The 20,496-nt window shown below is 72.2% G+C and carries 17 protein-coding genes; 11 read left to right on the top strand and 6 right to left on the bottom strand.

All coding sequences use genetic code 11. The annotated features are described in order from the left end of the window. The first annotated feature begins 38 nt into the window (after window positions 1–38). From OG766_RS15370 to OG766_RS15340, 7 genes are all read left to right on the top strand, one after another. Window positions 39–1,640 carry an acyl-CoA carboxylase subunit beta gene (locus tag OG766_RS15370; RefSeq protein WP_266379305.1) on the top strand — a complete coding sequence of 534 codons (1,602 nt, stop codon included), beginning with the start codon at window positions 39–41 and terminating at the stop codon, window positions 1,638–1,640. 10 nt (window positions 1,641–1,650) lie between these two features. Then, a complete protein-coding gene (locus tag OG766_RS15365) occupies window positions 1,651–3,600 on the top strand; it encodes an acetyl/propionyl/methylcrotonyl-CoA carboxylase subunit alpha (RefSeq protein ID WP_266379303.1) in 1,950 nt (649 codons plus the stop codon). After that, a complete protein-coding gene (locus OG766_RS15360) occupies window positions 3,597–4,730 on the top strand; it encodes an acyl-CoA dehydrogenase family protein (RefSeq protein WP_266379300.1) in 1,134 nt (377 codons plus the stop codon). The genes OG766_RS15365 and OG766_RS15360 overlap by 4 nt, the downstream gene beginning before the upstream one ends. A 60-nt stretch (window positions 4,731–4,790) precedes the next feature. Next, on the top strand, window positions 4,791–6,410 hold the full coding sequence (locus OG766_RS15355; RefSeq protein WP_328725579.1) for a 4-coumarate--CoA ligase family protein: 1,620 nt from the start codon (window positions 4,791–4,793) through the stop codon (window positions 6,408–6,410). Between the two features lie 2 nt (window positions 6,411–6,412). After that, a complete protein-coding gene (locus OG766_RS15350) occupies window positions 6,413–7,141 on the top strand; it encodes an enoyl-CoA hydratase family protein (protein WP_423247183.1) in 729 nt (242 codons plus the stop codon). Beyond that, window positions 7,129–7,707, top strand: a complete 579-nt coding sequence (locus tag OG766_RS15345; protein WP_266379291.1) for a TetR/AcrR family transcriptional regulator — start codon at window positions 7,129–7,131, stop codon at window positions 7,705–7,707. The genes OG766_RS15350 and OG766_RS15345 overlap by 13 nt, the downstream gene beginning before the upstream one ends. 251 nt (window positions 7,708–7,958) lie before the next feature. Then, window positions 7,959–8,990 carry an isopenicillin N synthase family dioxygenase gene (locus tag OG766_RS15340; protein ID WP_266379289.1) on the top strand — a complete coding sequence of 344 codons (1,032 nt, stop codon included), beginning with the start codon at window positions 7,959–7,961 and terminating at the stop codon, window positions 8,988–8,990. A gap of 27 nt (window positions 8,991–9,017) precedes the next feature. Here OG766_RS15340 and OG766_RS15335 read toward each other — a convergent pair whose 3' ends face one another. Then, window positions 9,018–10,121 (bottom strand): citrate synthase 2, encoded by a 1,104-nt coding sequence (locus OG766_RS15335; protein WP_266379287.1) that lies wholly within the window; start codon window positions 10,119–10,121, stop codon window positions 9,018–9,020. 291 nt (window positions 10,122–10,412) lie between these two features. Here OG766_RS15335 and pdxH point away from each other — a divergent pair, with 291 nt between their 5' ends. Together pdxH and OG766_RS15325 are read left to right on the top strand one after the other, a co-directional pair. Continuing rightward, a complete protein-coding gene (pdxH, locus tag OG766_RS15330; protein ID WP_266384171.1) occupies window positions 10,413–11,045 on the top strand; it encodes a pyridoxamine 5'-phosphate oxidase in 633 nt (210 codons plus the stop codon). A gap of 439 nt (window positions 11,046–11,484) precedes the next feature. Then, a complete protein-coding gene (locus OG766_RS15325) occupies window positions 11,485–12,846 on the top strand; it encodes a PAS domain-containing protein (RefSeq protein ID WP_328725577.1) in 1,362 nt (453 codons plus the stop codon). A 77-nt stretch (window positions 12,847–12,923) separates the two neighbouring features. Here OG766_RS15325 and OG766_RS15320 read toward each other — a convergent pair whose 3' ends face one another. After that, window positions 12,924–13,679 (bottom strand): SIS domain-containing protein, encoded by a 756-nt coding sequence (locus OG766_RS15320; protein WP_266379281.1) that lies wholly within the window; start codon window positions 13,677–13,679, stop codon window positions 12,924–12,926. 151 nt (window positions 13,680–13,830) lie between these two features. On the opposite strand from OG766_RS15320, the gene OG766_RS15315 reads away from it, so the two are divergent. Both OG766_RS15315 and OG766_RS15310 read left to right on the top strand, forming a co-directional pair. Next, entirely contained in the window at window positions 13,831–14,523 is a 693-nt protein-coding gene (locus OG766_RS15315; RefSeq protein ID WP_266379278.1) for a metal-dependent transcriptional regulator, read from the top strand. A gap of 521 nt (window positions 14,524–15,044) precedes the next feature. Continuing rightward, window positions 15,045–15,908 (top strand): alpha/beta fold hydrolase, encoded by an 864-nt coding sequence (locus tag OG766_RS15310; protein ID WP_266379276.1) that lies wholly within the window; start codon window positions 15,045–15,047, stop codon window positions 15,906–15,908. Window positions 15,909–16,144: 236 nt separating this feature from the next. Here OG766_RS15310 and OG766_RS15305 read toward each other — a convergent pair whose 3' ends face one another. From OG766_RS15305 to OG766_RS15290, 4 genes are all read right to left on the bottom strand, one after another. Beyond that, the gene (locus tag OG766_RS15305) at window positions 16,145–16,585 is read right to left on the bottom strand and encodes a subtilase-type protease inhibitor (protein ID WP_328725576.1); all 441 of its coding nucleotides are present in this window, start codon (window positions 16,583–16,585) and stop codon (window positions 16,145–16,147) included. A 440-nt stretch (window positions 16,586–17,025) separates the two neighbouring features. Next, entirely contained in the window at window positions 17,026–17,919 is an 894-nt protein-coding gene (locus tag OG766_RS15300) for a hypothetical protein (protein ID WP_328725575.1), read from the bottom strand. 86 nt (window positions 17,920–18,005) lie between these two features. Beyond that, window positions 18,006–19,655 (bottom strand): transporter, encoded by a 1,650-nt coding sequence (locus OG766_RS15295; RefSeq protein ID WP_328725574.1) that lies wholly within the window; start codon window positions 19,653–19,655, stop codon window positions 18,006–18,008. Then, a complete protein-coding gene (locus tag OG766_RS15290) occupies window positions 19,652–20,491 on the bottom strand; it encodes an ABC transporter ATP-binding protein (protein WP_266379266.1) in 840 nt (279 codons plus the stop codon). The genes OG766_RS15295 and OG766_RS15290 overlap by 4 nt, the downstream gene beginning before the upstream one ends. Between the last annotated feature and the right edge of the window lie 5 nt (window positions 20,492–20,496).

Genomic DNA, 20,496 nt, shown 5'->3' with positions numbered 1-20,496 from the left:
CGCACGCCCCGCACCCGCACCGGAGGTGACCCGGCCCCATGACCGTTCTCGCCACAGCGCTCGACACCACGTCCCCCGACTACACCGCCCACCGCACCGCGATGCTCGCCAAGCTGGACGCGCTCGACGCCGAGCACGCCAAGGCACTCGCCGGCGGCGGCGAGAAGTACACGGCCCGGCACCGGAAGCGGGGCAAGCTGCTCGCCCGTGAGCGCATCGAGCTCCTTCTCGATCCGGACACACCGTTCCTGGAGCTGTCGCCGCTCGCCGCCTGGGGGAGCGACTATCCCGTCGGGGCCTCCCTCGTCACCGGCATCGGCACGGTCGAGGGCGTCGAGTGCCTGATCACGGCCAACGACCCGACCGTACGCGGCGGAGCCAGCAACCCCTGGACCCTGAAGAAGGCGCTGCGCGCGAACGAGATCGCGTTCGCCAACCGCCTCCCCGTCATCAGCCTCGTCGAGTCCGGCGGCGCCGACCTCCCCTCCCAGAAGGAGATCTTCATCCCGGGCGGGGCCCTCTTCCGCGACCTCACCCGGCTCTCCGCCGCCGGCATCCCGACCATCGCCGTCGTCTTCGGCAACTCCACCGCCGGCGGTGCGTACGTCCCCGGCATGTCGGACCACACGGTCATGATCAAGGAGCAGTCGAAGGTCTTCCTCGGCGGACCGCCGCTGGTGAAGATGGCCACCGGCGAGGAGAGCGACGACGAGTCCCTCGGCGGCGCCGAGATGCACGCCCGTACGTCCGGGCTCGCCGACCACTACGCCGTCGACGAGCACGACGCCGTCCGCCACGCCCGCCGTATCGTCGCGCGGCTCAACCACCGCAAGGCGCACCCCGGGCCGTCCGTCCCGGCCGAGGCCCCGAAGTACGACGAGGACGAGCTCCTCGGCATCGTCCCCGAGGACCTGAAGACCCCCTTCGACCCGCGCGAGGTCATCGCCCGGATCGTCGACGGCTCGGACTTCGACGAGTTCAAGCCGCTGTACGGGACGAGCCTGGTCACCGGCTGGGCGCGGCTGCACGGCCGTCCCGTCGGGGTCCTCGCCAATGCGCAGGGCGTGCTGTTCAGCGCCGAGTCGCAGAAGGCCGCGCAGTTCATCCAGCTCGCCAACCAGCGGGACATCCCCCTGGTCTTCCTCCACAACACCACCGGCTACATGGTCGGCAAGGAGTACGAGCAGGGCGGCATCATCAAGCACGGCGCGATGATGATCAACGCGGTGTCGAACTCGAAGGTCCCGCACCTGTCCGTCCTCATGGGCGCGTCGTACGGCGCCGGGCACTACGGCATGTGCGGGCGGGCGTACGACCCGCGTTTCCTCTTCGCCTGGCCCAGCGCCAAGTCCGCCGTCATGGGACCCCAGCAGCTCGCGGGGGTGCTGTCGATCGTGGCCCGCGCGTCCGCCGCGGCGAAGGGGCAGCCGTACGACGACGAGGCCGACGCCGGTCTGCGCGCGATGGTCGAGCAGCAGATCGAGACGGAGTCGCTGCCGATGTTCCTTTCCGGGCGGCTCTACGACGACGGCGTCATCGACCCGCGCGACACCCGCACCGTCCTCGGGCTGTGCCTGTCGGCGATCCACACGGCACCGGTCGAGGGCGCGCGCGGCGGCTTCGGCGTCTTCCGGATGTGAGGTCCTGATCGTGATCCAGTCAGTTCTTGTCGCGAACCGGGGCGAGATCGCCTGCCGGGTCTTCCGCACCTGCCGTGAGCTGGGCGTCGCGACCGTCGCGGTGTACTCGGACCCGGACGCGGGAGCGCTGCACGTACGGGAGGCCGACGCGGCCGTACGCCTTCCGGGCGCGACCCCTGCCGAGACGTATCTGCGCGGCGACCTGATCGTGAAGGCGGCGCTCGCCGCGGGCGCGGACGCCGTCCACCCCGGCTACGGATTCCTCTCCGAGAACGCCGGCTTCGCCCGCGAGGTGATCGACGCGGGCCTGGTGTGGATCGGCCCGCCCCCGGAGGCCATCGAGGCCATGGCGTCCAAGACGCGCGCCAAGGAACTCATGGGGATCGCGCCGCTCGCCGTGGACGGGCTCGGCGAGGACGACCTGCCGGTCCTGGTCAAGGCGGCGGCGGGCGGCGGCGGGCGCGGTATGCGCGTCGTACGCGAACTGGCCGACCTGGAAGGGGAGGTGGAGGCGGCGCGGGCCGAGGCGCTGAGCGCCTTCGGGGACGGTGAGGTCTTCGTCGAGCCGTACGTCGAAGGCGGCCGCCATGTCGAGGTGCAGATCCTCGCCGACGCGCACGGCACCGTGTGGGCGCTCGGCACCCGCGACTGCTCCCTTCAGCGCCGCCACCAGAAGGTCGTCGAGGAGGCGCCGGCTCCGGGGCTCGGCCCGGAACTCACCGCCACGCTGGAGGAGATGGCGGTCCGCGCGGCCCGCGCGACGGACTACCGCGGCGCGGGCACGGTCGAGTTCCTGGTCGTCGGCGAGCGGGCCCACTTCCTGGAGATGAACACCCGCCTCCAGGTCGAGCACCCCGTCACCGAGGAAGTGTTCGGCGTCGACCTCGTGGCCCTCCAGCTCCAGGTCGCCGAGGGAGCCCGCCTTCCAGGCGACCCGCCGCCTGCCCGGGGCCACGCCGTGGAGGCGCGCCTCTACGCCGAGGACCCGGCACGGGCCTGGTCCCCCCAGACGGGCCCGCTGCACGCGCTGTCCTTCCCCACCGGCCCGCCGTCGAACGCGGGCGACGGGGTTCCCCGGACCCGGGTCGACGCCGGGTACGCCGAGGGGGACCGGATCGGGGTGCACTACGACGCGATGATCGCGAAGGTCGTCGTATGGGCGCCCACGCGGGAGGAGGCCGTGCGGCGGCTCGCGGCGGATCTGGGGCGGGGGCGCGTGCACGGGCCCGTGACCAACCGGGAGCTGCTCGTACGGTCCCTGCGGCACCCCGAGTTCGTCACCGCGCGGATGGACACCGGCTTCTTCGACCGGCATCTGCCGGAGCTGACCGCCGCCGGGGGCGACGAGGACGTCGCGGCGGTCGCGGCCGCCCTCGCCGACGCCGCGGCGCGCACCGGCGCGGGCGTCGGCGGCTGGCGCAACCTCCCCTCGCAGCCGCAGGTGAAGCGCTACGCCGGCCGGGACGGCGAGTACGAGGTGCGCTACCGGCCCACCCGCGGCGGCGGCATGGAGGTCGAGGACCTTCCCGCTGTACGGGTCGTCCGGTTCGCCCCGCACGCCGTACGGCTCGAAGTGGACGGTGTGGAACGCGAGTTCCCCGTCACGCGCCACGGTGACCGCGTGTACGTCGGGAACACCGCCCTGACCGTGCTGCCCCGCTTCCCCGACCCCACCGCCCAGCGTGAACCCGGCTCGCTGCTCGCGCCCATGCCCGGCACCGTCGTCCGCGTCGCCGACGGTCTGGCGCCCGGCGCGACGGTCACCGCCGGACAACCCCTCATCTGGCTGGAGGCGATGAAGATGGAGCACCGGATCTCCGCTCCCGCCTCCGGCACGCTCACCGCGCTCCACGCCGCCCCCGGCCGCCAGGTCGAGGTCGGCGCCCTTCTCGCCGTCGTACAAGCCGTGCCAGCCGTACAAGCCGCAGAGGCCGCCGTACAGGAGGAGCCCGCATCATGACCACGATCATCGAGAGCGAAGAGCACACCGCACTGCGCGCCGCCGTCTCCGCGCTCGGGCAGCGGCACGGCCGCGGCTACGACCGCGAGACGCTGTGGGCGGAGGCCGCCAAGCTGGGGTACCTCGGCGTCAACCTCCCGGAGGAGCACGGCGGCGGAGGCGGCGGCATGGCCGAGCTGTCCATCGTCCTGGAGGAGCTCGGGGCCGCCGGCTGCCCGCTGCTCATGATGGTCGTCTCGCCCGCCATCTGCGGCACCGTCATCGCCCGCTTCGGCACCGAGGAGCAGCGGCGGACGTGGCTGCCCGGTCTCGCCGACGGCAGCCGCACCATGGCCTTCGGCATCACCGAGCCCGACGCCGGCTCGAATTCGCACCGGATCACCACCACCGCGCGGCGCACGCGGGACGGCTGGATCCTCACGGGCCGCAAGGTCTTCATCTCCGGCGTCGACATCGCCGACGCGACCCTCATCGTCGGCCGCACCGAGGACGCCAGGACCGGCAGGCTCAAGCCGTGCCTCTTCATCGTCCCGCGCGACACCCCCGGCTTCACCCGCTCGGGCATCGACATGGAACTGCAGGCGCAGGAGAAGCAGTTCGAGCTGGTCCTCGACGACGTGGAACTGCCCGAGGACGCGCTCGTCGGTGACCAGGACGCGGGCCTCCTCCAGCTCTTCGCCGGGCTGAACCCGGAGCGGATCATGACCGCGGCCTTCGCGATCGGCATGGGGCGCTACGCGCTGGCCCGCGCCGTGGAGTACGCGAAGGAACGGCAGGTCTGGAAGGCCCCCATCGGCGCCCACCAGGCCATCGCCCACCCTCTCGCGCAGTCCCACATAGAGCTGGAACTCGCCCGGCTGATGATGCAGAAGGCCGCGGCGCTGTACGACGCGGGCGACGACCTGGGCGCAGGGGAGGCCGCCAACATGGCCAAGTACGCGGCCGGCGAGGCCTGTGTGAAGGCCGTCGACCAGGCCGTCCACACGCTCGGCGGCAACGGCCTCACCCGTGAGTACGGCCTGGCCTCGCTGATCACCGCGGCCCGCGTCGCCCGGATCGCCCCGGTCAGCCGGGAGATGATCCTCAACTTCGTATCCCACCAGTCCCTGGGTCTCCCCAAGTCGTACTGACAGGGGCGATTCTGGCGAGCACGACTCTGGCGAGCACGACTCGACCGTGAAGGGGCTGTCATGGTGATGCACCACAGCGAGTACGCGGATGTCCCGTCCCTCTCCGTCCCCATCCACGACGCGGTCCTGGGCGGGGCGGCCGAGTACGGCGACGCCGTCGCCCTGATCGACGGGACCGACAGGACCGGCGCCACGACGATCACGTACGCGCAGCTCGACACGTTCCACCGCCGGCTCGCCGCCGCGTTCGCCGACACCGGCGTGCGCAAGGGCGACGTCCTCGCCCTGCACAGCCCCAACTCGGTCGCCTACCCGGCCGTCTTCTACGGCGCCACGCGCGCCGGGGCGTCGGTCACGACCGTCCATCCGCTCGCCACGGCGGAGGAGTTCGCCAAGCAGCTCTCGGACTCCTCCGCCCGCTGGATCGTCACCGTCTCCCCGCTCCTCGAGGCGGCCCGCCGCGCCGCGGAACTCGTGGGCGGCATCGAGGAGATCTTCGTCTGCGACGAGGCGGACGGGCACCGCTCGATCCGCACCATGCTCGGCTCCGCCGCACCGGAACCCGTGCTCGCCATCGACCCGGACGAGGACGTCGCCGCCCTCCCGTACTCCTCGGGGACCACGGGCATCCCCAAGGGCGTCATGCTCACCCACCGGTCCATCGCCACCAACCTGGCGCAGCTGGAGCCGTTCATCCCGATGGGCCCGGGCGACCGCATCCTCGCGGTGCTGCCGTTCTTCCACATATACGGCCTCACCGCCCTGATGAACGCCCCGCTGCGCAAGGGCGCCACCGTCGTCGTCCTGCCCCGGTTCGACCTGGAGCAGTTCCTGGCGGCGATAGAGAAGCACCGCATCAACGGCCTGTACGTCGCCCCGCCGATCGTCCTCGCGCTCGCCAAGCACCCGGCGGTCGCGCAGTACGACCTGTCGTCGCTGGAGTACATCGTCAGCGCCGCCGCCCCGCTCGACGCGCAGCTCGCCCGGGCCTGCTCGGCCCGGCTGGGGCTGCCGCCGGTCCGGCAGGCGTACGGCATGACCGAGCTGTCGCCCGGCACCCATGTCGTGCCGCTGTCCGCGCCGAACCCGCCCGCCGGGGCCGTCGGCAAGCTGCTGCCGAACACCGAGATGCGGATCCTGTCCCTCGACGACCCCGGCCAGGACGTGGCGCCGGGCGAGGAGGGCGAGATCGCCATCCGGGGGCCGCAGGTGATGAAGGGCTACCTCGGCCGCCCCGAGGCCACCGCCGACATGATCGACGCCGACGGATGGGTGCACACCGGAGACATCGGCCGCGTCGACGAGGACGGCTGGCTGTTCGTCGTCGACCGGGTCAAGGAACTCATCAAGTACAAGGGCTTCCAGGTCGCCCCGGCCGAGCTGGAGGCCCTGCTCCTCACCCACGAGGGCATCGCGGACGCCGCGGTGATCGGGGTGTACGACGAGGACGGCAACGAGGTCCCGAAGGCGTACGTCGTACGGCAGCCGGCGGCGACCGGGCTGACCGGCGACGACGTCCTCGCCTACGTGGCCGAGCGCGTCGCCCCGTACAAGAAGGTCCGCCGCGTCGAGTTCATCGGCGGGGTCCCACGGGCGGCGTCGGGGAAGATCCTGCGCCGCGAACTGCGCGACCGGGAGGACCGGGCAGGCCGGGAGGACCGGGAGAAGGAGACCACGTGACACTGATCAAAACGGCGTCCGAGCGCGGCATCACGACGCTGACCCTGGACTCGCCGGCGAACCGCAACGCCCTGTCGGCGCGGCTCGTCGGTGAGCTGGCCGACGCGGTGACCGCGTGCGGCAAGGACCCGGCCGTACGGGCCGTCGTCCTCACCCACACCGGCGGCACCTTCAGCGCCGGCGCCGACCTGAAGGAGCCGCCGAACCCGTACACCTTCGTCGCGCTGCTCCGGCAGATCGTCGAACTGCCGAAGCCGGTGGTGGCGCGGGTGACGGGCCACGCTCGGGCCGGCGGGCTCGGCCTCGTCGGCGCCTGCGACGTCGCGGCCGCCTCGGCCGGGTCCGACTTCGCGTTCACGGAGGTACGGATCGGGGTCGCCCCGGCCGTCATCTCCCTGCCGCTGCTGCCCCGCCTGGAGCCGCGCGCCGCGGCCCGCTACTACCTGAGCGGGGAGCGCTTCGACGCCGCGGAGGCCGCCCGTATCGGACTGGTGACGGCCGTCGGCGACGACGTGGACGCGGTCCTCGCGCCGGTGCTCGACGGGTTCCGGAAGGCCTCACCACAGGCCCTGGACGCGACGAAACAGCTGCTCACGGCTAGGGTGCGGGAGACCTTCGACCGCGACGCGGAGGATCTCGTGCAGCGCTCGGCGTCGCTCTTCGCCTCGGCGGAGGCGCGCGAGGGGATGACCGCCTTCCTCGAACGACGGGATCCTGCATGGCTGTTGTGACCGCCCCGAAGCAGGACCGCAGCCGGGCCACCCGGCAGCGGCTCCTGCAGGCCGCGGTGGCCTGCCTCGCCGAGCGCGGCTGGGCGGGCTCGACCGTCTCGGTGGTCGCCGAGCGGGCCGGGGTCTCGCGGGGCGCGGCACAGCACCACTTCCCGACCCGGGAGGACCTGTTCACCGCGGCGGTCGAGTACGTCGCCGAGGAACGCTCCTCGGCCCTGCGCGCCCTCCCCGTCCAGAACCGGGCGGCCGTGCTGGAGGCCCTCGTCGACCTCTACACCGGCCCCCTCTTCCGCGCCGCCCTCCATCTGTGGGTCGCCGCCTCCAACGAGGAACAGCTGCGGGCCCGCGTCACCGAACTGGAGGGCCGCGTCGGCCGTGAGACCCACCGGATAGCGGTGGAGCTCCTAGGAGCGGACGAGTCGGAGCCGGGGGTACGGGAAACGGTCCAGGGCCTGCTGGACATGGCGCGGGGGCTGGGCCTGGCGAACCTGCTGACGGACGACGCGGCACGACGGAAACGGGTGGTGGCGCAGTGGGGGCGGCTGCTGCACGAGGTGCTGGGGTGACCCGGGTCACCCCGTCCGTCGCACCCCCGGCGTATTCTTGCCGCATGCTTCCGCTCGTACGACGCCGCCACGTGGACTTCCTCCGCGTCACGAGCATGGGCTGTCGGGCTCACCGCTGACCCCCGACGCAAGCCCCCCTTCCACCCCCACCCGGTCCTCCGGCCCCCGCCCCACCACGGCGGACGCCGACAGCACGCGTACCCGGTCATCACCGGGACCGGCGACCGGGGCACGACTCAGCGGACGCACCCATGTCTCTCTCGACGTCTCACTCGAACTTCTCGCAGCTTCCGGTCATCGACCTCTCCGCCGCCGACCGCGGCCCCGCCGCGCGCGGCGAGCTGCACGCCCGGCTCCACAGCGCCGCCCATGACGTCGGCTTCTTCCAGCTGACCGGCCACGGTGTGTCCCAGGACGAGACCGATGCGCTCATGACGGCGATGCGCGACTTCTTCGCCCTGCCCGAGGCCGACCGGCTCGCCATCGACAACATCAACTCACCGCACTTCCGTGGCTACACGCGCATCGGCGACGAGCACACCGGCGGCAGCCGGGACTGGCGCGACCAGCTCGACATCGGCGCCGAGCGGCCCGCGCACATACCGGGCCCCGGCCAGCCCGCCTACTGGTGGCTGGAGGGCCCCAACCAGTGGCCGGCAGCCCTTCCCGGGCTGCGCGCCGCCGCGCTCGACTGGATCGACCGGCTCAGCGCGGTCGCCCACAAGCTGCTCCACGAACTCCTCGCGGCGATCGGCGCCCCGCCGGACTTCTACGACGACATCTTCGGCGACCGGGCGCATCTGCACCTCAAACTGGTGCGCTACCCCGGCAGCGCGGGGGACGGCGCGGACCAGGGAGTCGGCGCCCACAAGGACTACGGCTTCCTGACCCTGCTCCACCAGGACCGGATCGGCGGCCTCCAGGTGCAGCGCGAGGACGGCGCCTTCCACGACGTACCGCCGCTGCCCGGCGCGTTCGTCGTCAACCTCGGCGAACTCCTCGAAGTCGCCACCAACGGCTATCTGCTCGCCACCAACCACCGCGTGGTCAGCCCGCCCGGCGCCACCGAGCGGTATTCGGTGCCGTTCTTCTTCAACCCGCGTCTGGACGCGCGTGTCGCCCCGCTGCCGTTCCCGTACGCGGCGGGCGCGCCCGGTGTCACCGCCGACCCCGCCAACCCGCTGTTCGCGGAGTACGGGCGCAACGAGCTCAAGGGCAAGCTGCGGGCCCACCCGCAGGTCGCCGCCCGCCACCACGCGGAACTCGTGGAGCGGGCGGCCTGACCCGGACCCGGGGCGCTGCGAGGCGCCTCAGCGGGCGGTGATGTCGGCGTACCCCTCGATCTCGCGCGGGTCGCGCGAGCCGGGACCGATGTAGCGGGCGGAGGGACGCACCAGCCGCCCGGTGCGCTTCTGCTCCAGGATGTGCGCCGACCAGCCGGCCGTACGGGCGCACGTGAACATCGACGTGAACATGTGGGCCGGGACCTCGGCGAAGTCCAGCATGATCGCCGCCCAGAACTCCACGTTCGTCGCCAGGACCCGGTCCGGGCGGCGGTTGTGCAGCTCCTCCAGCGCGGCCGTCTCCAGCGCCTCCGCGATCTCGTAGCGCGGCGCGGCCAGCTCCTTCGCGGTGCGCCGCAGCACACGGGCACGCGGGTCCTCGGCCCGGTACACCCGGTGGCCGAAGCCCATCAGCCGCTCGCCCTTGTCCAGGGCCTTCTTCACATAGGCGACGGCGTCACCCGTCCGCTCGATCTCCTCGATCATGCCGAGGACCCGGGACGGTGCGCCGCCGTGCAGCGGACCGGACATCGCGCCGACGGCACCGGAGAGCGCGGCCGCCACGTCGGCGCCGGTCGAGGCGATGACCCGGGCGGTGAACGTCGAGGCGTTCATGCCGTGCTCCGCGGCCGACGTCCAGTACGCGTCGACGGCCTTCACGTGCTTCGGGTCCGGCTCACCACGCCAGCGGATCATGAACCGCTCCACGACCGACTGCGCCTTGTCGATCTCCCGCTGCGGCACCATCGGCAGACCCTGCCCGCGGGCACTCTGTGCCACGTACGACAGCGCCATCACGGCGGCCCGCGCGAGATCGTCGCGCGCCTGGGCCTCGTCGATGTCGAGGAGCGGCTTCAGGCCCCACACCGGGGCGAGCATCGCCAGCGCCGACTGCACGTCGACGCGGATGTCACCGGAGTGGACCGGGATCGGAAACGGCTCGGCGGCCGGAAGGCCGGGGTTGAACGCCCCGTCGACCAGCAGGCCCCACACGTTCCCGAACGAGACGTGACCGACGAGATCCTCGATGTCGACGCCGCGGTAGCGGAGCGCGCCGCCCTCCCTGTCGGGTTCGGCGATCTCGGTCTCGAACGCGACGACTCCCTCTAGTCCGGGTACGAAGTCGGACATCAGGCGGCTCCTCATGATGTGTGCGAGACAAGCTTCGGCCCGGGTGGGTCACCACTCCGGTGATGCCCCGAGCGGAGGGAGGTCACCCTCTCCGCGTCGTAGGGAGGCCACAGCGGCCCAGCGCCGATTTTGGCGGGTTCCGATGATGCGGGGGAAGCGTGACATCCGGCACAGTCCGCCGATCCGGTCGCACAGGATTGGCGGCACTCGGTGCCGGGCACACTCGCCGACCGGTCACACTGCCGCTAGGGCAGGATGACTCACGTGACCGACGCCCTCGACCCCGCCGCCATGCGCGAGTACTACCGCTCGACGCCCCTCGACGAGGCGGACCTGCCCGCCGAGCCGATGGAGCAGTTCGTCCACTGGTTCAAGGACGCCGCGGCCGGCCACCTCCACGAGCCGAACGCCATGATCGTCTCCACGGCCACGCCCGACGGCCGCCCCTCGTCCCGGACCGTGCTGCTCAAGCACTTCGACGACCGCGGCTTCGTCTTCTACACGAACCACGCCTCGCGCAAGGGCCGCGAGATCGACGCCAACCCCCATGTCTCGCTGCTCTTCCCCTGGCACCCGCTGACCCGCCAGGTCATCGTCACCGGCACGGCGGCCCGCGTGGGCCGCGACGAGACGGCCGGCTACTTCCGTACCCGTCCCCACGGCTCCCAGCTCGGCGCCTGGGCCAGCCCCCAGTCCTCCGTCATCCCCTCCCGCGCGGAGCTGCTGCGCCGCTACGAGGAACTCGCCGCCCGCTACCCGGCGGGCGAGCAGGTGCCGGCGCCGCCGGAGTGGGGCGGATACCGGGTCACCCCGGAGACGGTCGAGTTCTGGCAGGGCCACGAGAACCGGCTGCACGACCGGCTGCGGTACGTGCGCACGGCAGGGGAGCCCACGGGCTGGCGGGTCGAGCGTCTGGCGCCCTGACCGCGGCGGTCGGCCTGCGACGTACGCGGAAAGCTGCCGGAGCACGCCGCCGGATCACGCGGAAACCGTCCGGGACACGCAGAAACCCGCGGGCTCTGGTTTCCTCCGAGGAGGAAGCCGGCCGGACGTACCGGCGAGCCCGCGGGTCGGTGACTGCTTGGATTTCGGCAGACGGCCTGCCGAGGCGCACAGAGTGCGACGACGGGCCGTCAGCCCGCAGCCACCTCGCCTGTCCGGTAAGAAATCACTTCCGAACCACCTCCTTTCCAACGTGGGTCACACACTAGGAACCTCTTCGTGCGGGCTCAACCCCTTTTTTCGCACGCAACGATTTCCGCGAAATCAGTGTGTCCTGCATCACGTTCCAGTTGAATGATCGGGGGGCCGCTCGCGCGGAGGGCGGCACGGGTCGAGGACACGTCCTGCAGGGGGTGCCAGGATGAGTGCTTCCAGGAGCGAGACCACCAGCGCGCTGGGTCCGGACGAGCCGGAGCGGGACGGACCCGGTTCGGATCTGCTCGCGGCGCTGCTGGACGGGATGGACGCCGCGTTGTGCGCGTTCGACGCGGACGGGGTGATCACCCACTGGAACCGGGAGGCCGAGCGGATTCTCGGCTGGTCGCCCGAGGAGGCCGTCGGGCGGCGCGGGTTCGCCGGGTGGGCGGTGCGGACCGCCGACGCGGACGAGGTGCGGGGGCGGCTGATGGCCGCCATGCGGGCCCCGGGACGGCAGGTGCACGAGTTCGCGCTGCTGCGCAAGGACGGCGGGCGGGTGCTCGTACGTACGCAGTCGGCCGGGGTGCGCGGGGCGGACGGGAAGCCGGCCGGGGTGTACTGCGCGTTCAGCGAGGTGCATGCGCAGATCGACCTGGAGCGGTCGATCGCGCTCAGCGAGGCGCTGTTCGAGGACGCCTCGTGGGGTGTCGTCATGGTCGACGTGGATCTGCGGCCGGCCGTCGTCAACGGGCAGGCGGCCCGGATGCTGGGCTCCGGCGGGCGGACGACGCTGCTCGGGCGGCCGCTCGGCGAGCTGATCGTGCAGGGCGTGCAGGAGCTGGAAGGCGCGCTGCACCACGTGCTCGCGGACGGTGCTCCGGGCGCCCTCGTCGAGCTGTGGGTGACGGTGCGGACGGACGAGGGCGAGCGGCGCAGATGCTGGCGCAGCGGGTTCCTCCGGCTCGCGTCGCCGCTGGCGGAGGAGCCGGTGCCGCTGGGTGTCGGCTGGCTCTTCCAGGACGTGACCGAGGCGAAGCTCGCGGAGCAGGAGGCGGACCGGCTGCGGTTCCGGTTCAGCCAGCTGCACCGGGCGGCACGGGCGGCGGCCGAGTGCGAGGACCCGATGGAGGCGGCGACGGCCCAGGTGGACTTCGCGCTGGCCGGATTCGCCGACCACGCGCTGGTCGACGTGGTCACGGAGCGCGGCAAGCGGCTGCTGCGGGCGGCGGCGACGCCCTCCGGTGCGCCGGGGCCCGTCGCACGCGTGGCCGGGACGGGGATTCCGCTGCGGTATCCCCAGGGTCATCCCGCGCTGCAGGCGATGGATCGCGTCGGCTCGGTCCGCGCCAGTGCGGGCGGCACCAGGAGCGGCAGCGGCGCATGGGCCGCGGAGCGCCAGTGGCCGGCGGGCACGGTCCACGCCCTCTGCACGGTGCTCCGCAGCCGCGGCCGCACCCTCGGCGTCCTCACCTTCCTGCGGTCCTCGCACCGGCCCGCGTTCGAACGTCCGGACGCGGCCTATGCGGAGACCGTCGCGACCCGCGTGGCGTCGGCGCTGGACCTGGCGGGGGTGGAGGGGGAGTAGGGGAGTAGCGGACGGAACCGGGATCGGGACTGGGATCCGACCGGGACCGGGACCGGGATCCGACCGGACCGGACGGGTCAGCGGCGGTAGAAGATGCGGTCCGCGTACTCCGTCATCACACGGCCGTTCCATTCATGGCCGCCGTCCACGTTGCCGGACCGCAGCATCGGCGGCTCGATCCCGCGTTCGGCGAGGTCGCCCGCGGCCGCGGCGACCGTCGCCTGCATCAGCGCGCTGGTGACGACGGTCGAGGCCGGCGCGAAGGGCGCCTCGATGCCCTCGGCGGTCAGTTCCGCGTCGCCGATCGCGATCTTGGAGTCGAGGACGATGTCGCAGTGGTCCTTGAGGTAGGTGCCGGAGGCGTGCCGGGACCGTGTCTCCGTCGCGTACGCCACCGACGTGACGCCGATGACCTTCAGGCCGAGGGCCCGTGCGTTCATGGCCATCTCGACGGGCAGGGCGTTGCGGCCGGAGAGGGAGATGATGATCAGTACGTCACCGGCCCGGGCGGGGCTGGAGTCCAGGACGGCGCTCGCGAGGCCGTCGACGCGCTCCAGCGCGGAGCCGAGGGTGGCCGGCATGACGTCGACGCCGACGACACCCGGCACGGCGAGCAGGTTCATCAGTGCGAGCCCGCCCGCCCGGTAGACGACGTCCTGGGCGGCGAGCGAGGAGTGGCCCGCCCCGAACGCGAAGAGCCGGCCGCCCGCGGCGACGGTGTCCGCGATGGCGGCGCCGGCCGCCGCGATGTTCGCCGCTTCCTCGTCGCGTACGCGCTCCAGCAGGCCGATCGCGGCGTCGAAGAACTGACCCGCCAGCTTGTTCTCGCCCATTGCGGTCGCCCCTTCTCGTCGTGTCGCGGATCACGTTGCGGTCTGGACCATTGCTCTGTCAATACGGGGTTTGAGACGGCGGGGCCCGGTTGTCGGCGCGATGCGTCAGAATTGAGTCAGGGCCAGCGCACGACTTCTTCGAGGGGCACGTATGTCCGGACTGATCGACACCACGGAGATGTATCTCCGCACCATCCTCGAGCTGGAAGAGGAAGGCGTTGTCCCGATGCGCGCCCGTATCGCGGAGCGGCTCGACCAGAGCGGTCCCACGGTCAGCCAGACCGTCGCGCGCATGGAGCGCGACGGCCTGGTCACGGTCGCGGGCGACCGTCATCTGGAGCTGACGGAGGAGGGCCGCAGGCTGGCGACGCGCGTGATGCGCAAGCACCGGCTCGCCGAGTGCCTCCTCGTCGACGTCATCGGTCTGGAGTGGGAGCAGGTCCACGCCGAGGCCTGCCGCTGGGAGCACGTGATGAGCGAGGCGGTGGAGCGGCGCGTGCTGGAGCTGCTGCGCCACCCGACCGAGTCGCCGTACGGGAATCCGATCCCGGGCCTGGAGGAGCTGGGCGAGAAGGCGGAGGCCGAGGCGTTCCTGGACGACAGCATGGTCAGCCTCGCCGACCTCGACGCGGGCCCGGAGGGCAAGACCGTGGTCGTCCGGCGGATCGGCGAGCCCATCCAGACGGACGCCCAGCTGATGTACACGCTGCGGCGCGCGGGTGTGCAGCCCGGCTCCGTGGTGAGCGTGACCGAGTCGGCCGGCGGTGTGCTGGTGGGCAGCAGTGGCGAGGCCGCGGAGCTGGAGGCGGATGTCGCCTCCCACGTCTTCGTGGCGAAGCGCTGACTCCTGACCCGACGACACCTGACGACACCTGACGACCGCGGGATCTTCTCGCGGAAGCTTTCCTCGCGCGCCCGTACCGCACTCGCGGTACGGGCGCGCTTCGTCGTTCGCCTCCGGGCCGTTTCAGTACGCGCTTTCCGGCCGGAATGGCAGCGCCCGGGCGATTCGCGTGCCACGCTGTGGCTGAGGCATATGACCCGGATCGGTGAGGGGGCGGAGCATGCGCCGGACGAACGCGGAGGGCCCCGGCGCCCAAGGGCGCCGGGGCCTGTCCTCCCCTTTGCTGACCCGGAGCCCCGAGCTCTCAGGGTCAATCCCCTCGGACCGGTTTCCCCGAGCGGCCCGCCTCCCGCTGAAGATCTCCCCTCGGCGACGGCCGTCAATCCTTGAGAGTGGTCACTCGAACGAGGGGTGTTGCTCGTCGGACCCCAGTTTTCGAATAGGGGTTCGATAGTCTGGCGGGGCTCGACCGCCTAGGAGAGCTCGGAGATCCACGGGGGACAGAAGGGGGTGCCTGGACCATGGTGCGGCGCATCGACGTGACCGGAGCAGCCGGCGTACGCCTCGCTGCCTGGGAGTTCGCGGACCCGCCCAAAGGGTGTGGAGAGACGGACCGCGCTCCGGGCGTGTTACTGCTCCACGGGCTGATGGGCCGGGCCTCGCACTGGGCTGCCACGGCCCGCTGGCTCGCCGAGCGGCACCGCGCGGTCGCGCTCGACCAGCGCGGCCACGGCCGCAGCGAGAGGCCGGCCGACGGCTCGTTCACCCGCGAGGCGTATGTGTCGGACGCCGCGGCCGCGGTCGAACAGCTGGGCCTGGCCCCCGCCATCCTCATCGGCCACTCCATGGGCGCCCTCACCGCCTGGCAGCTCGCCGCCGAGCGCCCCGACCTCGTCCAGGCCCTGGTCATCTGCGACATGCGGGCCTCCGCGCTCGGGGCGGCCTCCCAGCGGGAGTGGGAGGACTGGTTCCGTGCCTGGCCCCTCCCCTTCGCGACCCTCGCGGACGTGCGCAAGTGGTTCGGCGAGGACGACCCCTGGGTGGAGCGGCCCAACCCCGCGCGCGGTGAGTTCTTCGCCGAGGTGATGGCCGAGCGCGCGGACGGCTGGCGTCCGGCCTTCTCCCGCCGCCAGATGCTGACGTCCCGTGAGACCTGGGTGCATGACGCCCACTGGGACTCGCTCGCCCAGGTCCGGTGCCCCACGCTCGTCGTGCGCGGCCTGGACGGAGAGCTGGGCCGCGCGGAGGCGCAGGAGATGGTCCGCGTCCTCCCCCGCGGTCAGTACGCGGAGGTGGCCGACGCCGGTCATCTCGTCCACTACGACCGGCCGGAGGCCTGGCGCGCGGCCATCGAGCCCTTCCTGGAAGGCGTGCTGACGGCATGACGGGACCGGATGGCCGGGGAGGTGGCCATCCGGTCCAGGGGGTGCCGGCGCAGGAGGCCGGCCATGCGGCGGACCGGGACCGCCGTCGTGTCGCCCCGGTCCGCCGCGGCTGAGGGGCGGGAAAGAGACGGGCCGGGAGGAGACCCGCTCGGGAGGGACCGGCTCAGAGGTGACCGGCTCGGGAGACCGGCTCAGAGGTGACCCGCTCAGAGGCGGTGGACTCGGAGTCGATGTGCTCAGAAGTCGAAGACCGTGGCCCCGGTCAGGCTCTCCCGCATCTCGCACGCGTTGCCGTACGTGGCCGACCAGTCGACGTGCTTGCCCTGCCACACCCCGGTGGCGGTGATCGTGACGGGGTCCCACTGCCGGGTACAGGGACGGGTGGGGGTACCGGCCAGCCGGCCGAACTCGCCGTTCACCGCGGACACTTCCTCGCACGCCGCACCGGGCGCGGGGTGGCTGCCGCCCGGCGCCGGGGCACAGCTCAGGGTCACCGCACGCTCGACCGTCGCCGTGGCCGTCGCGTCGCCCTTGGCGACCGCCAGCACCAGGGCGGACGGCGCGTACAGCCCGGTGGGCTGTGCGGCGTCGGCGTGTGCGACGCCCGCGACGGTCCCGCCGAGGACGAGCGCCGCCGCGGAGGCCGTCGCGCCGAGTGTGTTGAGGATGTAACGCATGGGTGAACCCCTTCTACGGTGTGTGCGGTTGCGGTCGGGAGTCTTGCTGATGCGTACAGTGATCGCACATCCATCACCTGTTTCCGGCCGCATACGTTCACGGCGTGCCGATCGAATGGTCGTTCGGGCTGCTCGGAAGGGTGCGGGAGGCGCGTGAGGTGCTGTCCGCTATATGGACAACGATCATTGGTCCAACCCGAAACCAAACGCTGACCTGCGACGATCAGGAACTGGTTGCACCTTTGAGTACTGGCTCGCACGGCCCTTCGACCGGAAAGCGGTGCCTCGCCGCGGCGAGGCACGTCCGGCCCGGTGCAACTTCCCTTGTACGCCTTCGTGTACAGCGAAGGGCCGGCACCGGAGTGATCCAGCTCCGGTGCCGGCCCTGCTGTTCTCGCCGGGCTGTCTGCACGCAGCCTCCACAAGCGGGGGCTGCCGGCTCAGGCGATCGGCTTCCTGATCTCGTCCCGCACCTTCAGCGCGTTCGCGGCCGCCGCTTCGAGGTCGATCGACTCCGGACTCTGCGCCGCGGACTTCGGCGTCACCTCGGCGACGGAGACCCCGGTGTTGTCGTCCGCCCAGGCGCACATCGCGAACGGGGTCTTCTCGCCGCCGGCCGACGCGGTGGTCACCACCTCGCAGCTGACCGTGACGTCGGACCCGGCGACCTCGATGTCCTTCGGCGGTACCGCGACCGTCGCGCCGTCGGCCTCTGCCGCGCCCTTCAGCATGCTGTTCCGGACCGAGTCCGGGTTCTTGATCCGCCCGTACATCCCCGAGAGGACCAGCACCCCGGCCCCGTCCGCGTCGACGGACGTGTACTGGCCGACGACCGCCTTGGCGTCGCGGATGTCGGCCTCGCTGGTCCCGGCGAGCGCGGACTCGCCCTGCTCGGACAGGTCCTGCGCGAGCGTGTACCTGCCGTCCAGCAGTGTCTTCGGAAGCGTGACCTTGTGCGTCGCCTCCGGGTAGGACCCGGAACCGCCGCCGAGGTTGTTCCCGGCCCAGCTGAGCGCCAGGAGCCCGACGGCGATGGACGCGCCGATGATCCCGGCCTTGGGGCCGGACCAGAACGACTTCTTCGGCGGCACCGGCGGTGGCGCGCCCCAACCGCCCTGCTGCTGCGGCCACGGCTGCCCCTGCGGCGCACCGTACGGGGTCGGCTGCCCTTGCGGCGAGCCGTACGGGTTCGGCTGTTGCGGCGGCGCACCGTAGGGGCCCGTGCCCGGCTGTCCCTGCGGCGCACCGTAGGGCTGCGGCGGGGCACCGTAAGGCTGTTGAGGCGGGTATCCCTGGTGCTGCGGGTGCCCGTGAGGCGGAGGAGGCGTGGACATGATCCGTACGGTACGTCATGGCATGAACGCGCCCCGCACCGTACGGATCAGGGGTCCTCACCCCTCGCCGCTCAACTCCCGGGCCCTCACCCCTTGCTGACCGCCGTCAGGATCTCCGGCAGCCGCGCCGACGTCTGCGGAGCCGCCACCCGCAGCCCGCCCCAGGCCACCGCCCCGCCGTACAGGACGCCCAGCGGCAGCAGACTCCACAGCGCGGACTCCGAGTTGGTGGCATTCAGCCAGATCGTGAGCGCTATCAGCGGGGCGCACAGCAGCGCGGAGGCGATCATCCCGCCGAAGATGGAGATCCAGGCGAGACCGCCCTGCCCCGGGGCGACGTTCTTGTACGCGCTGTCCTGCGGGATCGAGTACGGGAAGCGCGCCGACGCCACCGCGCCCGTCGCGAGCATCGCGCCCAGCAGCCCCACGGCGATCCCGAGCGCTTCCGGAAGTGCCCTCCAGTCGCCGAGGACCGCCGCCGTGGCGACCGTGACCAGCACCGTGTACGGAAGCGTGATCAGCAGCAGCGCCAGTGCGCGGGCCCGCAGTTCGAGATACGCGTCCCGGGGCGTCGCGATCGTCTGCGCGACCATCCAGAACGCGGAGGTGTCCTGACCGAACTGGTTGTACATCTGGATGCCGAGCATGCCCGACGCGAAGCAGGCGAAGTAGATCGAGCCGCTGCCCTGCAGCGCGTTGAACAGCGGCACGATCAGGCCGATGACCAGAGCCGTCACCCACGCCGTCTTCGTCTTCGGATCGCGCCAGACGTAGCGCAGGCTGCGCTGCATGACCGTTCCCGTACGGCCTCCGGGCAGCAGCCGGTGCAGACCGGTGGACGTCCCGCGGCGGGTCGGCTCCGAGGCCGCCGCGAGCGTCGAGCCGTCCGGGGCCGTCATCAGCCGCGTGAGGCTGCGCTGCCACGCGTACAGCAGCCCGGCCAGGGCCGCCGCGGACAGTGCGAGCTGGACGACGGCCGCCCCGTAGGAGCCCGTGCTCGCCGAGTCGACGGCGCCGATCGCCGACGCCGGCGGGATCCAGCGGACCACCGACGCGGCAGGCTCCAGCGCCGAGAGCCCGCCCGCCTGACCGAGGCGCTGCACGCCGAAGTTGACGAACTGGATGCCCACCGCGATCACCAGACCGCTCAGCACGGCCAGGTCGCGGCCCTTGCGACTGGTCAGCAGCCGGATGTTGGCGGCCGCGACCGCCCGGGCCAGCGCCACGCACACCAGCAGGGCCAGCGGCACGGCCACCACCGCGACCAGCACGGCCGCCGCCCCGTGCGCCAGTGCCAGCGCGCCGCCGACCGCCAGACAGAGCGTGAACAGCGGGCCGAGCCCCACCAGCGAGGCCACCAGCAGCGCCGACACCAGCGGCCCCGGTCGCAGCGGCAGCATCACCAGCCGGGTCGGGTCGAGCGTCTCGTCGCCGCTCGGGAAGAACAGCGGCATGAACGCCCAGCCCAGCGCCAGCACCCCGGTCAGCAGCACCACCAGCGGCGCCGCGTGCTCCGTGCCGCGCAGCAGGACGAAGCCGACGAGCTGTCCCGCGGCGAGCAGCAGCGCCAGCACCGCGGAGGTGACGAACGCGGCGGTACGGCCCGATGACTGCCGCAGCCCGTTGGCCAGCAGCGTCAGCTTCAGCCGTACGAAGACGGGGGTCAGGGAGCCGGCCGAGCCGGTCGCCGTGGGCGCCCCGGCCGCGGAGGTCGTGGAGGTCGTCGCGGTCGTCATCGCGAACCGCCGCCGAGCCAGTCCAGCGAGTTCCCGGTGTCCCTGCCGTTCGCGCCGACCAGCTCCAGGAAGGCGTTCTGCAGGGACGAGGCCGAGCCCCGTACCTCCGCGAGCGTGCCCTGGGCCCGGATCCGGCCGGCCGCCATCACGGCGACCCAGTCGCACAGCGACTCCACCAGCTCCATCACATGGCTGGAGAACACGACGGTCGCGCCGGACGTCGTGTACCGCTCCAGGACGCCGCGGATGGTCTGCGCCGACACCGGGTCGACGCCCTCGAACGGCTCGTCCAGGAACAGCACCTGCGGATTGTGCAGCAGCGCCGCCGCCAGGCCGATCTTCTTGCGCATGCCCGTCGAGTAGTCGACGACCAGTTTGTGCTGGGCGCCCGCCAGGTCCAGGACGTCCAGGAGCTGCGCGGCCCGCTTGTCGACCTCTTCGCCCGGCAGTCCGCGCAACCGGCCGGTGTACGCGAGGAGTTCACGCCCCGAGAGCCGTTCGAAGAGCCGCAGGCCCTCGGGCAGGACGCCGATCCTCGCCTTGACCTCGACCGGGTCCTTCCAGACGTCGTGACCGGCGACCTGGATCCGCCCCTGGTCGGGGCGGAGCAGTCCGGTCACCATCGACAGCGTCGTCGTCTTGCCCGCGCCGTTCGGACCGACCAGCCCGATGAACTTGCCCGCGGGCAGGGTGAGATCGACACCCGCCACCGCGATCTGTTCGCCGAACCGCTTCCAGAGCCCTTCCACGCGGACAGCGGGCGGCGTCGCTCCCGGCGCGCCGTCCGTCCCGTCCCCCGTCTGTTCCACTGTCCGGTCCGCTGCCTGGTCGGGCATGCCGT

The organism is Streptomyces sp. NBC_00259, assembly GCF_036181745.1.
Lineage (GTDB): Bacteria > Actinomycetota > Actinomycetes > Streptomycetales > Streptomycetaceae > Streptomyces > Streptomyces pratisoli.
This window is presented reverse-complemented; position numbering and strand designations above follow the sequence as displayed.

Bases quoted from the DNA above. Each gene is read 5' to 3' on its own strand.
- OG766_RS15370 (WP_266379305.1), top strand. From the start codon at position 39: ATGACCGTTCTCGCCACAGCGCTCGACACCACGTCCCCCGACTACACC.
- OG766_RS15360 (WP_266379300.1), top strand. From the start codon at position 3,597: ATGACCACGATCATCGAGAGCGAAGAGCACACCGCACTGCGCGCCGCC.
- OG766_RS15355 (WP_328725579.1), top strand. From the start codon at position 4,791: ATGGTGATGCACCACAGCGAGTACGCGGATGTCCCGTCCCTCTCCGTC.
- OG766_RS15345 (WP_266379291.1), top strand. From the start codon at position 7,129: ATGGCTGTTGTGACCGCCCCGAAGCAGGACCGCAGCCGGGCCACCCGG.
- OG766_RS15340 (WP_266379289.1), top strand. From the start codon at position 7,959: ATGTCTCTCTCGACGTCTCACTCGAACTTCTCGCAGCTTCCGGTCATC.
- OG766_RS15335 (WP_266379287.1), bottom strand. From the start codon at position 10,121: ATGTCCGACTTCGTACCCGGACTAGAGGGAGTCGTCGCGTTCGAGACC.
- pdxH (WP_266384171.1), top strand. From the start codon at position 10,413: ATGCGCGAGTACTACCGCTCGACGCCCCTCGACGAGGCGGACCTGCCC.
- OG766_RS15325 (WP_328725577.1), top strand. From the start codon at position 11,485: ATGAGTGCTTCCAGGAGCGAGACCACCAGCGCGCTGGGTCCGGACGAG.
- OG766_RS15320 (WP_266379281.1), bottom strand. From the start codon at position 13,679: ATGGGCGAGAACAAGCTGGCGGGTCAGTTCTTCGACGCCGCGATCGGC.
- OG766_RS15315 (WP_266379278.1), top strand. From the start codon at position 13,831: ATGTCCGGACTGATCGACACCACGGAGATGTATCTCCGCACCATCCTC.
- OG766_RS15310 (WP_266379276.1), top strand. From the start codon at position 15,045: ATGGTGCGGCGCATCGACGTGACCGGAGCAGCCGGCGTACGCCTCGCT.
- OG766_RS15305 (WP_328725576.1), bottom strand. From the start codon at position 16,585: ATGCGTTACATCCTCAACACACTCGGCGCGACGGCCTCCGCGGCGGCG.
- OG766_RS15300 (WP_328725575.1), bottom strand. From the start codon at position 17,919: ATGTCCACGCCTCCTCCGCCTCACGGGCACCCGCAGCACCAGGGATAC.
- OG766_RS15295 (WP_328725574.1), bottom strand. From the start codon at position 19,655: ATGACGACCGCGACGACCTCCACGACCTCCGCGGCCGGGGCGCCCACG.
- OG766_RS15290 (WP_266379266.1), bottom strand. From the start codon at position 20,491: ATGCCCGACCAGGCAGCGGACCGGACAGTGGAACAGACGGGGGACGGG.